This is a genomic window from Salinispora fenicalii (assembly GCF_000514815.1).
GTDB lineage: Bacteria > Actinomycetota > Actinomycetes > Mycobacteriales > Micromonosporaceae > Micromonospora > Micromonospora fenicalii.
This window is the reverse complement of record NZ_AZWQ01000020.1, coordinates 199,112-212,387: the sequence shown is the minus strand read 5'-3', so window position 1 is coordinate 212,387 and position 13,276 is coordinate 199,112. Positions and strand designations below refer to the sequence as shown.

General features: G+C 64.4%; 11 protein-coding genes and 1 pseudogene. 3 read left to right on the top strand and 9 right to left on the bottom strand.

Annotated features, from left to right (window positions below):
- Positions 1–59: 59 nt before the first annotated feature.
- From B116_RS27455 to B116_RS25015, 4 genes and pseudogenes are all read right to left on the bottom strand, one after another.
- Positions 60–303: pseudogene (locus tag B116_RS27455) on the bottom strand (type II toxin-antitoxin system RelE family toxin).
- Positions 300–599 (bottom strand): type II toxin-antitoxin system Phd/YefM family antitoxin, encoded by a 300-nt coding sequence (locus B116_RS0111010; RefSeq protein ID WP_188116001.1) that lies wholly within the window; start codon positions 597–599, stop codon positions 300–302. Before B116_RS0111010 ends, B116_RS27455 begins: the two are co-directional and overlap by 4 nt.
- Positions 600–1,136: 537 nt before the next feature.
- Positions 1,137–1,478: a colicin immunity domain-containing protein gene (locus tag B116_RS26570; RefSeq protein WP_188116020.1), complete on the bottom strand. Its 342-nt coding sequence runs from the start codon at positions 1,476–1,478 to the stop codon at positions 1,137–1,139.
- Positions 1,479–1,491: 13 nt separating this feature from the next.
- Positions 1,492–8,349, bottom strand: coding sequence for a polymorphic toxin-type HINT domain-containing protein (locus tag B116_RS25015; protein ID WP_188116019.1), 6,858 nt, complete (start codon positions 8,347–8,349; stop codon positions 1,492–1,494).
- Between the two features lie 591 nt (positions 8,350–8,940).
- Between B116_RS25015 and B116_RS28250 the strand changes: the two genes are divergently transcribed.
- Positions 8,941–9,483, top strand: a complete 543-nt coding sequence (locus B116_RS28250; protein WP_223874562.1) for a DUF4034 domain-containing protein — start codon at positions 8,941–8,943, stop codon at positions 9,481–9,483.
- 326 nt (positions 9,484–9,809) lie between these two features.
- On the opposite strand, the gene B116_RS0110990 is transcribed toward B116_RS28250, so the two are convergent.
- Genes B116_RS0110990 through B116_RS28640 form a run of 4 tightly spaced genes read right to left on the bottom strand, consistent with a single transcriptional unit; the run spans position 9,810 to position 10,529 of the window.
- Positions 9,810–10,034, bottom strand: coding sequence for a hypothetical protein (locus B116_RS0110990; RefSeq protein ID WP_027660121.1), 225 nt, complete (start codon positions 10,032–10,034; stop codon positions 9,810–9,812).
- The gene (locus B116_RS27820) at positions 10,034–10,210 is read right to left on the bottom strand and encodes a hypothetical protein (protein WP_188116018.1); all 177 of its coding nucleotides are present in this window, start codon (positions 10,208–10,210) and stop codon (positions 10,034–10,036) included. The genes B116_RS0110990 and B116_RS27820 overlap by 1 nt, the downstream gene beginning before the upstream one ends.
- Positions 10,207–10,404: a hypothetical protein gene (locus tag B116_RS0110985; RefSeq protein ID WP_018721841.1), complete on the bottom strand. Its 198-nt coding sequence runs from the start codon at positions 10,402–10,404 to the stop codon at positions 10,207–10,209. The genes B116_RS27820 and B116_RS0110985 overlap by 4 nt, the downstream gene beginning before the upstream one ends.
- Positions 10,404–10,529, bottom strand: a complete 126-nt coding sequence (locus B116_RS28640) for a hypothetical protein (protein WP_018721840.1) — start codon at positions 10,527–10,529, stop codon at positions 10,404–10,406. The genes B116_RS0110985 and B116_RS28640 overlap by 1 nt, the downstream gene beginning before the upstream one ends.
- 316 nt (positions 10,530–10,845) lie before the next feature.
- Here B116_RS28640 and B116_RS0110975 point away from each other — a divergent pair, with 316 nt between their 5' ends.
- The gene (locus tag B116_RS0110975; RefSeq protein WP_082312784.1) at positions 10,846–11,712 is read left to right on the top strand and encodes a helix-turn-helix domain-containing protein; all 867 of its coding nucleotides are present in this window, start codon (positions 10,846–10,848) and stop codon (positions 11,710–11,712) included.
- A complete protein-coding gene (locus B116_RS0110970) occupies positions 11,705–11,893 on the top strand; it encodes a DUF397 domain-containing protein (RefSeq protein WP_026321650.1) in 189 nt (62 codons plus the stop codon). The genes B116_RS0110975 and B116_RS0110970 overlap by 8 nt, the downstream gene beginning before the upstream one ends.
- A 132-nt stretch (positions 11,894–12,025) precedes the next feature.
- On the opposite strand, the gene B116_RS0110965 is transcribed toward B116_RS0110970, so the two are convergent.
- Positions 12,026–13,069, bottom strand: a complete 1,044-nt coding sequence (locus tag B116_RS0110965; RefSeq protein WP_026321649.1) for a S1 family peptidase — start codon at positions 13,067–13,069, stop codon at positions 12,026–12,028.
- Between the last annotated feature and the right edge of the window lie 207 nt (positions 13,070–13,276).

The window sequence follows — 13,276 nt, the reverse complement described above, 5'->3', positions numbered from 1 at the left end:
CGGTGAGTGGTGGTCCTTGGCCGTGAGCCCATTGCAGCCGGATAGGGACGCGGGACGGCTCATGAGTAGACGTCTTTGCGGTGCCCGACGGCGTGGATGGTCAGCTCGTTGCCGTCGAGGCGGTAGAGGACGCGGTAGTCACCGACGCGCAATCGGCGCCCGGATCCGTCGCGCATCTCGGTCGAGTTCTGTGGGCGCGGGGTCGGAGACCAGGCCGAGGATCGCGCTCAGGACGGTCAGGAAGACGTTGCGGGGCTGCTTGTGCAGCCACACCAGCACGTCCCGGTCGATCTGAACCTTCACGCCGCCGCACCGCCGGCCCGGTCGGCGAGCAGCGCCTCCACCTCACGAGGATCCACCCCAAGCGACTCCAGAGCCGCCGACAACGACACGAACTCACCCTCGGCACGGGACCGAGCAATCACCGCAGCGTCCCGACGATCCCGGAACGCCTCAATCTCCTCCCACTCGTCAATACCCACCAGGACGGCCACGGGCCGCTCGTACTTCGTGATGATCACCGGCTCACCAGTGCGCTCAACCCCGTCCAGCACCCGACCCGCGCCATCACGGAACTCCCGCAACGTAATCCTCGTCATGCACCACACCGTACCATGCGGTACCGTTTGACATGAGAAGAAGCGGCGCAGCCCGAGACCCCGACCAAGCGAACCCGCCGCCGACGGAGCCACTGGGCTAAAAGTTGCTTCACCTAATCAAGAAGCGGCCCGGCCGAAGCCGGGCCGCGCGCACGCGCTACAGCCGTTCCGGCCCGCGCGCACGCACCCACGCAACAAGTCACTCTGAATCCGGTAAGGCATCCCAAGTACGGACACATGGGTGGTGCAGACCGTGGCAATCCCTTTACCAGTCAAGGCGCGAGGTGCTTCCGGGGATCGGCGCCACGACGCTGCGCGCCGTGCCATCGGACACTCAGCAGCCGTCGCGGGCGGACAGCTCGCATCCATCAATCTACATACGTAGCAAGTCCGTGACAGCAACCAGGGCGAACAACCACGACCACCAGCGCACAACGGAGTTGCATCAATGCGCACGGTAGTGGCGACACTCTGTTATCGAACACCCGCCACCATCTGCGAACAACCAGGCATCTAAGGCAGGCGTCAATCATGCGACTATTTGCGTTCCAACCCCCTCAGCCGTTCGAGAGAGTCGCGCACTCGGTCGACCAATTGCTCATCTGTGATGTCACCAGGGCCGCGAAGCGCGGGGTCAATAACATAATCGTCCAGCAGATAGAAAACGTCGTAGAGGATGCGTTCGAAGTTCTCCCGAACTCGCTCGTTACCGTCCAACACCCGGCGCCGGGCAGACAGCCACGCTCTCGCAAACTCTGGGCCTGACATCTGCCCGTTGACCAGATCGTTCATGAGTCGAAGCTGCCACGCCACACCCGTGCCCGGCGTCACCTCGGACGGAGCTGACCAGGCACGATCCTTCGGCTTCTGCATGTTCATCAATGCCTCCCGGCTACCGGAGGTAGCCCTTGTTGACAATGCCAGAGAACTGGTTGTCACCAAGTCTATATGCGGTCCAGAACTTTCCGGTTCCTGCATTCAACATGACCATGTTGTTGGTTGAAGGATCAATAAACCCTACCGCCTGGCCTTGCCCTCGATAATTGAACCTGTAGATCTTCGTGCCGGGCGCAGTCATGTGCGAGCGCATCGCACCCTCAAACGCAGCAAGATTGGCCTTGTTCCTATTTCCAGTAATACCGAAGTCCGCAGCGTGCGCATCGTACTTTTTACTGAGGGTTTTGTTGTCAGCGAAGTTAGCCTTGTTGGCCCAACCAGCAGCCGCAGTTCCGCACCCATTCGTGTTGTGAACGAGGACCGGTGTGTTGCCGGCTACCACATAGTACGTGTGGATGTCGGCGACGGTGAGGTTGTAGGCCGTATCGTGTTGGGTAGTGGCCCAGTCGAGGCCAACGACGGCGAGTGTCTCACCGGCCGCGGTGCGAAGTAGGTCGCCGTGGTCGAGTTCCTGGCTTTCCTGCCACTGTTGGTCGGTTTCGTTCCAGAAGGGGTGGTCTTCGGTTGTGGTGATGTCGCCACCGTCGACGTTTAGATCGACTAGCTGGTCTTCGTGGATCCAGAGGTGGGTTACCTCGCGTGGGCCTTCCTCGCCGGTTTCGGGGTCAGTGGCCAACACGCGGTCGCCGACGCTGATGTCTTCGATTGGTTTGGTGCTGCCGTCGGCCATGAGTACCGCGGTGTCGCCGCTGAAGCTGCAAGCAGCCCTAGCGGCGCCGAAGGCTTTGTCGGCAGCCCGGATGAACTTTACAGCCGGGCCGATTCGGCCGCCCAGCAGCCCGCCAATAGCCCAGGCGCAGGCGCTACCGGACCCCCCTGCACAGTCGATAGCATCAGGAATACTTGTGAACTCGAACAAGAAGTTGATTATGGCGTCCGTGTCGGCCGACGTGTATTCCTCGCAGGCCGTCGGATTGTTGTAGCACCAGGTATAGCTCATCACCTCCCGCTGTTCGCGCGGCGACAGTTGACTGAAGCGACGACCCTGGTAGCCGGCATAGGCGCGCTCGTTCACGGTTGCGAGATCGACGCCCGGTTCACCACCGAGGGTCGACTCGCCGATTAGCTCAAGCGAATCCTTTCTTGGGTTAGAAGCAATTTTGGTTTTTCTTTTTCCGGAAGCGGTTTTCGTGCCGTAGGCGCGACGGCCATCACCGTTGACACCTTCTTCGAAGTACAGGCCGCTGGGGTCGCTGAAGGTGGTGGGGTTGTTGTTGGAGTAGGCGTATCCGTGCCATTGTTGAGGGTTGGCGAGGCCCATGATGGGATCGACGCTGATGAAGCGGCCGAGGGTGGGGTCGTATTGGCGGGCGCCTAGGTGGGTGAGGCCGGTGGGGTCGGTGGTGCCGCCGACGTAGCCTTTGGTGCCGATCCAGGGGGTTGGTGGGGTGGTGCGGTTTTCGCCGTAGGGCATGGTGCGACGGCGTTGGGTGGTGAGGGTGTCGGCGTCGATTTGGATCTGGTTGGTGTTTTGGTGGTTGTTGATGGTCCATTTCAGGCCGGTGGTGTCGCGTACGGCGTTGCCATTGTAGTAGCGGGTGCCGTTGGCCTGGGTGCTGCCGGTGGGGAGTTCGAGTTCGGTGCCGCCGAGGTAGAGGGTGGTTTTGTCGGGCGCGCGGGTGATGAGCCGGTTGCCGGCGGCGTCGTAGATGTAGCTGGTGGTGTCGTTGTTGTTGGTGAGGGTGTCGAGTCGGCCTTCGGGGTTCCAGGTCAGGTTTTGGGTGTCGCCGGTGGGGGTGGTGCGGGTGAGGGTGTTGCCGGCGTCGTCGTAGGTGAATGCTCGGGTGGGGGTTTCGGCTTGGGGGCCGGTGGCGGTGATGGAGGCAACCTGGTGGGCGGTGGTGCCGTGGCTGGTGCCGACGTTGTAGGTCCAGGTGGTGTTGCCTGTGGTGTCGTTGTGGTCGGTTTGGGTGAGCCGGTTGCCGAGGTCGTCGAAGGTCCAGGAGCGGTGGTAGGGGTCAGCACCGCTGCGTTGCGGGTTGGTGCAGGTCGCGGTGTTCTGGGTCCAGGCTTGGGTGAGTCGACGGAGTTGGTCGTAGGTGAAGCATTCGGCTTGGTCGGTGATGCCGTCGGTTTGGCCGGCGATTGCGGTGATGTTGCCGGCTGGGTCGTAGGTGTAGTTGTTGGTGAACCGGCTGGTGAAGGTGCCGGGGGTGGCAGGGTCTTCGGTGGCCACGTCGTGGTTGTCGAGTCGACCGGTACCGGTGTCGATGGTGTTGGTTTGCCGGATCTGGCTGCCTGGGTTGCCGTGCAGGGTGTGGTGAACGGGTCCGTGGAGGTAGTAGGCGGTTTCAGCGAGGTATGGGATGTCGGGTGAGCCGGCGATCTGGCCGGTGGTGGATTGGAGGTAGCCGTTGGTGTCGTATTCGGTGGTGATGGTTTCCGCCGGGAGGCCTCCGATGCCCGGCAGGGTCTGCCGGACGGTCTTTCCGGTGAGGTCGTAGGCGGTGCTGCTGGTGTAGGTGCCGGCGAGGGCACCTTCGGCGGTGGGGATGGTGACAGTGGTGCCGCTGGGCTGGTAGCGGTCGGTGTATCCGGTGACCGCGGTGGTATAGGCGTTCCCGTTATGCCAACGGGTGGTGGCCGTCGGCTGTCCCTTGGCGATGCTGTCGTAGAGGTAGCTGGTCAGGCGCTCACCGGTGTTGACGTCGCCGCTCCAGAGGGCTTTGGTGCGGGACATGCCGTCGTACTCGGTGGAGATCTTTTGGCCGCGGGCGTCGATCGTGTGAGCGACCCTACCGGCGGTGTCGTAGTGGGTGCTGCTGGCACCGGCGTCGGGGTCGGTCTTGTCGGTGAGGCGGCCGGCGAGGTCGTAGGTGTTGGTCCACGTGTTACCGGCAGGATCGACGAGGGCGGTGAGTTGGTTGAGCCGGTCGTAGGTGTAGGTGGTGCTCTGGTAGGCGTCCGGGTCGGAGGCTGAGGCGTATTGGTCCACGCGTGTCGTGTTGCCGCGCACGTCGTGGTGGCTGACGGTCTTGGTGCCTCCGGACGGCGGGACGACCATGTTGCGGTCGCCGTAGTAGGTGTTCGTCGTCTGCCGCCATCCGGCGCCGAGTTTCTTGTCCACCACGGTGGTGGGACGGTTGAGGTGGTCGTAGCGGGTCTCTTGGACTGCGGGGACGGTGGTGAGGTCGGGGTTGACCAGTCCGTTCCCGGCGTCGGCACTGTTGTGGAACGGTTGGGTGGTGGCGGCGATGTTGCCGCGTGGATCGTAGGTGGTGGCGGTGACGACCCGTCCGCCGTTCGGGCCGGGCTGCTGGCTTTCTCTGGCCCGGCCGAGCCCGTCGAGGTACTGGTAGGAACTCAGATAGACGGGGCTGCCGTCGTGCGACTGCAGCGTCTCGGTCCGGATCCGCGCGGCGGCGGTGGGTTGGCCGATGCCGCTGGAGGTGATGTGGTAGCCGAACCGTAGTGACGGCACCCCGGAGGACTTGGCCTGCCCGGGTAGATACACCTCGGCGAGACGACCGACCGGGTCGTAGAGCAGTTCGGTGACCTTACCGTTTTGATCCGTAACCTTGGATGGATTGCCGGTGTATCGGCTGATGACCGTGGTGGTGGTGTGGTTGAACCCGCCACCGATGGTGCTGGTGATGCCGTTGTCCGGCCAGTTGATCGCAGGACTGTAGCTGGTGGTGGTGGTCAGCCCGGTGGCGTCGGTCGAGGTGACCACGCGTCCCATGTTGTCGTAGGTGTTACGGCCGCTGGATACGTAGCTGGTGGGGTCGTGGTAGGTGTGGACCTCGGCGACGTTGCCGTCGAACGGTTTCTGGGAGCCCTCGACGGTGTAGGAGTCGTAGAAGGCGACGGTACGGGACAGCAGTGTGCCCGAGCCGCAGGTGTCACCGGACCAGGTTTCCACCCGTTCCGGGTAATCGATCAGATACCAGGAATTCGGCTCGTCGCGCTGGGCGTAGGTGTACGAGGTGCAGGTGTTGTCGTCGACACCGACCTGGTTGTACTGCTGCAGCCGTGTCGGCAGCCCGTAGGTGGAGTCGTAGATGGTGCGCTGTGAGGTTTCCCGCCAGCTGCCGTCGTCGAGCAGGACCCGATGGTTTTCCAGACCCGGGTTCACCTGGCGGGGATTCCACCAGCCAGGGCCGTCGAGGCTGCCCTGGATCTCATGGTCGTAGCGGGTACTGGCGACCTCGGCGTAGGCGGCATTGGCAGGGTTGGCGTTGTACGTGGTCATGCGGTATTGCTGGGTTTGCAGAACCAGTCCGGCTCGGGCGTAGTGGTCGTGGTAGGTGTTACCGGCCCAGTCGGTGATCTTGGTTTCCTTGATCTCGTCGCCCCGGCTGGGACCGTAGAAGTCGTGGTACATGCCGCGGAAGTACTTCGACATTGACACCGTGTATTTCGACGGGTCCGTGCCGGAGCCCTGAACGACGCGGACCTTGTCGTAGCCGGCGAACAGGTTCCACGTCTCGTGCTCGTTGGGAATCAGGGGGCTGCGCAGTGTCTTCCACGCCGGCGTGCCGACCGAGTAGTCGTACTGGGTGACCTGGTCCGGGGAATCACCCACCTGATCCTTTACCACGACCTTCTTAACAAGGTACTTGTGGAAGATTCCGAAACCCGCCTCGGCGCCGGGTGGAGTATGAAAGATCGGATAGCAGTCCTGCGTGTTGACGTCCCAGTTGCCCACCTTGCCGTCGTGCCAGGTGTCGAAGCCCGACTTGTTCGACCCGCCCTGCGGGCACGGTCGCTGCGTGCCGTACGTGACCTCGGTGCGGCCGCCCAAACCGTTGCGGACCACGAGGAGCCGGGGCATCCGCATCGCCGACACGCCTAACCCAGCCTCGTCGTAGTCGACCCGACCATCACGGTAGTTCGGCTGTACCCCGTCGACGTAGTCGAAGTTCACCGGCGGCAGATCAACCTTGTTGGTGTCCAGGCCGATCAATCCGACTGGACGGATGTAGTCCAGGATGAACACCCGGTCGGTCAACCCAGTCGGGTTGACCACCTTGTAACGCAGCTGCACCCGGCCGACGTTGTTCCACGCCCCCGAACCCGCATTCCACTGATACGACGTGACCCGGTCCAGAATTCGGGTCGAGAAAAACGACTGGCTGTAGTTGCTGCACGAGGACGACCCACAGGAAAGGTCTAACGGCACGTCCGGATATGACGACGGGCTCGACGACGTCGACGGACAGGACGGTGGAGTGTTGTTAAGCGGGTCCTCCTCGGCAGTGCGCTCCACGCACCGGCTCGCCCAGCTAAACACCGTCCGACCAACCGGAATCGCACCATCCTCGGTCGCATTTTTCGCGTACAGCACCTCCGCCAGGTAGCCGCCACGGTCGTACTCCAGGATCGACCCGGTCAACGCCCGCTTGTAGTGGTTCGTTTCCCGCTTCCACACCAAAGTCGTGTCGTTTTCGTTAGGGTCCGAAACCCGGTCCAGATTCCATCGCCACGGATCCCGACACGAACTCGGATACGAGCCATTACACGGCTCCCCCGCCTCATCCCCCAAGAAACTCATCTTCCACACCGAGTCCCGCTCATACCCGAACCGATACTCCGTGCCGTCCTGCGTCCACACCTTCCAATAGCCGTCGTTCTCCGCGCCACCGGACAGGAACTCCACCCGCCAGCCCAGATCGTCAACGGTCTTCCACACCCCGCTCGTGGTCTTCACAAGCTTCGTCGACTGCCCCTGCAGCGAGATCGTCATCAACGCCGAACCCTGGTCGTTGGTGTCAGATTCACCATCATGGTCATCCGGCGACTCCCAGCACATCTCACTCGGATGCGCCGGACAGGGTTTGTATTCCCGCTCGATGAACCCCGGCGAAAGAGTCCACCCCAACCCCACCGGACCAGACTGGTTATTCGTCCCATGCGTCATCCCGTCCACCGACGACGAGTTGTAGGACACCTCCAACCCCAACGTCTGCCCGTACGGCAAAGACGGCTCCGGCAGCGGGTACGAATACGAAAGCGACCCGGCACTCGCCCCCACCTGCCACGAACCCGACTCCTTCAGATCCGTCGCCGTGTACGACCCGGTTGACCCACCCGAAGCAGAAGCCACCACCGCGAAAACACCTGCTGGAGCCACCATGCTGTCCGCCGATAGACCCGCGAACTCGCCCGTGAACCTACCGGCACCCCTCAGGTCACCGCCGATGTCCACCAACGCCGTCAACGTCTCCGCAGCCGGATCGTTCACCGACGACACCCACTGCGGCCTCGCAGAACACTCCGCCACCTCAGGCAACGTCGCCGCGCAACCCGGCAACCGCACCAACGTCAACCGATCCGCGAACGACCCTCCGTATGCCTGCGCATATGCAGAGTAGTCAAGCTTCACCCGCAACGCGCCCGAGGCCGCTCCCCCGTCCGCACGGCGCAACGTGAACAGAGGACCCGCGCTGCCCAACCCCACCGACGCTGCCCGGTCAAACCATCGCACATGTACCGTGTCGACCTCGTCCACCGCCACGCCGCCGTCCAAGACGCCAACACCGGCCGGCTCTTCGGCCCGCTCGACCCTCAGCCCGGCCGGCTCTTCGGCCCGCTCGACCGTCAGCCCGAACGCCTCCGAGTCGGCGGCGCTACCCTCCAAGTCAAGAACCGCTTCACCCCCTGCCGGGAACTCCGCCGCCGGCAACGGCTCCGTCACCGCCTGCCGATCGTCCGGATCCGGCCCCTGATCCGCCTCCCGCACACCAACACCAGCCACCGAAACAGACCCATCCGGCGCGGTCACCGGGTCCGCCGCCACCGGCTCACCCAACTGCACCACCGGCAACAACCCCACCAGCACCGCCGCAGCCAAGCCCCCTACCCTCGCCCTGCCCAACAAGCGAGAACGGTCAGCCCATCCACCCCGGCCACGGACAGCAAACATGGCAACCCCCGTGTCGACAATAGAGTGATCAGCGACTCTACACATCCCGCCAAGGCAACATAAGACCAGGGTTCCCGCAGCAAGTGAATTTGCTATTCGCTCCTAATACGAAACCCGCCGGAGCTGTCGCGCCAAGGGCGTTTTCGGTGATTTGGCTAGTAAGCTTCAGCGAATGGGAATTGGTCGCTAAAGGTCATGGCGAAGGCCTCCCACGCATCGTCCATCGGGTTTGTCCCGTTCCGGTAGAGCCCAGTGACCGGGTCACCACGTACAGACTCGGGCCTTCGCCTGCTGCCGCGTCGGCGCGATCGATCAGGGAGGCAACGGCCGCAGTGGCTCAAGCCGCTTCCTGGTGGACGGGCTCGTTGGTAGTGCCACGGTCACATCACCCTGGTGCACACCGAACTCGTCCGCCGATGCCCAGGCGATGAAACGGCGATAGAAGTCAGCGCTTCGGTTGACCTCCGTTCAGCCCTTGCAGCCCTGTGGCAGCCACCCCGGCAGCAGTACCATCACGCCGTGATCTTGACCCTGTGGCGACTGCTGACCCTTCAGATCGACTACCGCCTGGCACAGGACGACACCGAGCTGCGCAAGATATGCGATCAGGCACGGTATGACGACAACATCGAGCCGGCCCGGAAGGCACTGAAGGCCACATCAGGCGACTACGACCGACGGGCGCGGTACGTCCGGGTACTGGCGGAGTCGACTGTTCGGGGGTCGGGCCCAAAGCCCGATCCCCAGACGGGCCAGATCGACACCGGGGGGACCTGGGCGGACCAGTGGGCTGCACGCTGCCCCGACGATCCGGATGCCCAGCTCGTACGTGCGGGGTCGTTGCGAGAACGAGCCTGGGAGATACGCGGCGGACATTGGGCCTCCACCGTCCGCCCAGAGCAGTGGGCCGAGTTCGACCGCCTCCTGCCCCTGGCCGAACAGGCCATCAACCTGGCCTCGCACCTCGCACCTCGCACCCGAGGACCCCACCCCGTGGGCGCACCGGCCACGAATCATGATCGACCGAAGCGCCCCCGGGAAGTGAGGTGTGGGCGGAGCTGATCCGACGGGACCCGGGAATCGAGATGGGCAGGTTTCCCAGCTGACCTCCCACTGCAGAACGTGGGGTGGCTCGCACGAGGCGATGTTCGACTTCGCGCGGTCGGTCGCCGCCACGGCCCCACCCGGCTCGCCGCTCCACCTGCTGCCGGTGCGGGCCGACTGCGAGTGGACACTCTGGGAACAAGATCGCGAGTGCAGGGGCACCGCCGAGGAATTCGGCCAGCGGTGGCGGCAGGACCAGACCCTGGTGGGACGACAAGAATTCAATCACTGCCTTTTCCGAACGCCCCGCCGAGCTCGCCGGGCTTGACCTGACCTGCGCGCGGCTACGCCCAAGCCAGGAACCGGCGATACAGATCCGCGTTTCGGTGGACTTGCGACAGTTGTACGTCGGCCTCCGCCATCAGCGCCGCGAGGTAGACACGTAGCGCGATGCGGTCGTCGTGGTATTCGGCCAACAGGGCACGGCGAGCAGCGGGGCAGGGCCAATCGGCCCGACAGATGTCACAGCCCCACAAGGGCCGCATCGGCAGGTGCCGCTCGTTCGCCATCAGGAGGCCCGGATCCGCGCCAGCGCGGCGAGCAGGACCACGCGTAACGCCGCTTCGTCAACTGTCGGCGGGTAGCCAACCGGGGCTACCCCGACCGCCCGGCCGACCGATGGCTGACGGCGTCTCCGACCAGCACCCCACCGCCCACCACCTCGATCTGCCGGCTGGGCGGTCACCGCAGTGCCCCGATCACAATGGCCGCGACGACGATCACCACGATGAGGATGGCCACCACCTTCTGCCTGGTAGTCGGTGGCGGGGTGGGCACCGACGGGGCGGCTCGCCGTACTCGATCACCATCGGCCAACGGCGGGGCGCCGTGCGGATCATGGTTGGCCCGCACCTCAGCAGGCTTGCTGTCGTCGGCCATCACAGCCTCCGTAGCCCCACCAGTACGGCCGCAAGCACGTCGTCGCTCGGACGCACCCAGCCGACACCAGCGCAGCCGACATCACCGCCGGGCGGCAGCCGCTGCTCCGAATCGACCCTGGTCACGACCGCGAGCTGATCGCTACTGGTGGAGTCAGACGGCGTGGTTCGACGTGCGCGCTGCGGCAATCGGTCAAGGGATTGGTGTTTAGTAGCTGTCCTCATGATGCTCCTGTTGGAAAAGGCATACGGCGGTCCTTGCTCTACCCCGGGTGGTGGATTCCCCCACTGCCCTGTAGCCCACGATCAGCGCAATCAATCTCGGATGCAACGTCTCGCACTATGAGCCTCTATGCAGGACGGCCCTTTTAGGGAATGATGCGAATGCCATCTCATGACATGCCGGCCAGCGCATCAGGATGAGACAGGGAGAGACCCAACAATGACCGACGTCGGATCGACAGTGCCGAGGCGGCAACTTGGCAGGCTGCTTCGACAAGCACGGGAACAGGCCGGCATAGGGCTGGAAGCCGCTGCCGCTGATCTTGAATGGTCCCGCGCCAAGATGTATCGCATCGAGTCGGGGCAGGCACCCGTCCGCGTGTTGGACGTTGATCAAATGTGCCGGCTGTATGGAACGTCAGCCGAGATGACGGAGGTCATGAAGAGCCTCGCCAAGGAGTCGAAGAGTAAGGGCTGGTATCACTCCTACGGCGAGGCGATCCCCCGCTGGTTCGAGCTGTATGTCGGATTGGAGTCAGCGGCCAGCCGGATCCGAACCTACGAGCATGCTGTCGTGCCAGGGCTGCTCCAGACTCCGACGTACGCCGAGCAGGCCATCCGCACCAGGCCGGACCTTCCTTCGGAGGAGGTGGCAAAGCTCGTGGAGTTACGCGCCGAGCGGCAGCGTCTGCTGCACCGGAAGCGGCCCGCCGCCCCAATCCTGGACGTCGTCCTGGAAGAGGCGCTACTGCACAAGAACGTGCCCGGGATGCGCGCGCAGATCAATCGACTGCTCGACGCCAGCACGACCCCGAACATTTCCGTGCGGGTGGTGCCCCTCGCCAGTAAGCTCAGCCAGGTGGCGACTTCGGGAAGCTTTGTCATCCTGGACTTCCCCAAAATCGGGCTTCGGCCCTCCGAGCCGACCACGGTCTACAATGAAGGGCTGTCCGGTGCCCTCTACCTCGATCGCATAGCGGAGGTGCGAACGTACGCTGACGCCTGGAATGCGCTGACCGCGCAAGCGCTGGACGCCGACAACTCCCGGAAAGCCCTACTCACGATCAAGGAGAAGTACTATGACTAGGCTCAGTGACGCGATGTGGCGCAAGTCCGGCCGGAGCTCGGGCCAAGGGAACTGCGTGGAGGTTGCCGACAACCTTCCGGATGTTGTGGGTGTTCGGGACTCCAAGGATCCGACCGGCCCCGCCCTCACCTTCGACCCGACGGCATGGCGCAGATTCGTCACCTACACCAAACAGCACTGACCAGCAGCCAGCGAGAAGGCCCGGCCTCCCGAGAGGAAGCCGGGCCTTCCCTGGCACTACCCGTCCTGAGCTACTGATCGTCGACTGTGGCAGGGCATCGGATGGCGTCCGCCGCCCCTACCGCCCGTTGGATCAGTAGACGTTGACGCCGTAGACGTTCAGGGCTTCAACGACTGGCTGGAAGAAGGTCGTGCCACCGAAGGAGCAGTTGCCGCTACCACCGGAGGTGAGGCCGAGTGCGGTGGAGCCGCTGAACAGCGAGCCGCCGCTGTCGCCCCGCTCCGCGCAGACGTTGGTGCGGATCAGGCCGTAGACCGTGCCCTCGGCGTAGTTGACGGTGGCGTTGAGGCCGGTAACCGAGCCGCTGCGCAGACCGGTGGTCCGGCCGGAACGCTGCACGGACTGGCCGACGAAGGGGTTGGCGGCGGACGTGATGTCCTGGTAGTTGCCGTTGTAGAGGTACACGTAGCCCGGCTCGTAGCCGCCGCTGAGGCTGACGATGCCGTAGTCGTTGCCGGGGAAGCTGGACCCGGCGGTGGGGCCGAGGTAGTTGGTCTGCGAGCTGTTGGCGTACCAGTTCGAGATCACGTCGGTGCAGTGCCCGGCGGTGAGGAAGTAGTAGTTGCTGCCGCTGCGGACGTTGAAGCCGAGCGAGCACACACCGCCGCCGCCGTAGATCGCCTCGCCTCCGGTGATCCGGGTGCTGTACACACCCGCCTCCGACTCGATGCGCATCGCACCGCCGCTGCGGGCCACGGCGGCCTCGACCCGCGCCAGCTTGGCGCCGGTCACCGTGCTGTCGACGGAGACGACGACCTGGTTGGTCGCCGGGTCCGTCCACCAGGCGGTGCCGGGGATCTTGGCTGAGCGTTCCAGCTCTGCGGTGGCGCGCTGCAACTCGGCGGCGCCCCGCTCGACGATCTTCGGGGTGGCTCCGGCGGTGCTGACCTGCCGGGCGGCGGCAGCGTCGGTCACGGCCACGACGACGGTGCCGTCGGCCTCGGCGTAGACGCCGGCAGCCCGGTCGCCAAGCTGCTCGGCGAGGTCAGCGGCGGCTTCCGGGGACGCGTTGGGGGCTGCCGCCTGCGCGGGGCTGCCGATCAGCGCTCCGGCCACCAGGGTTCCGGCCGCGGCCACCGCCGCGACACGACGCAACATCAACCTCATGGGTCGCATGTGACACCTCCGTTGGGGGTGTTGGAGGGAAGGGCCCACGCCGAGGGCGGCGGGGCCGGTGGATCAACCCCGGCCGAACGGGGGAAACGGCCGGGACGCAACTGAAGTATTCACATATTTCAATTACTTGGCAAGGCGCACCATCCTGCGATCCGCCCGACCCGACACACCCTTTTGTCCGATTACCACCAGATGGGTGGCCAAAGT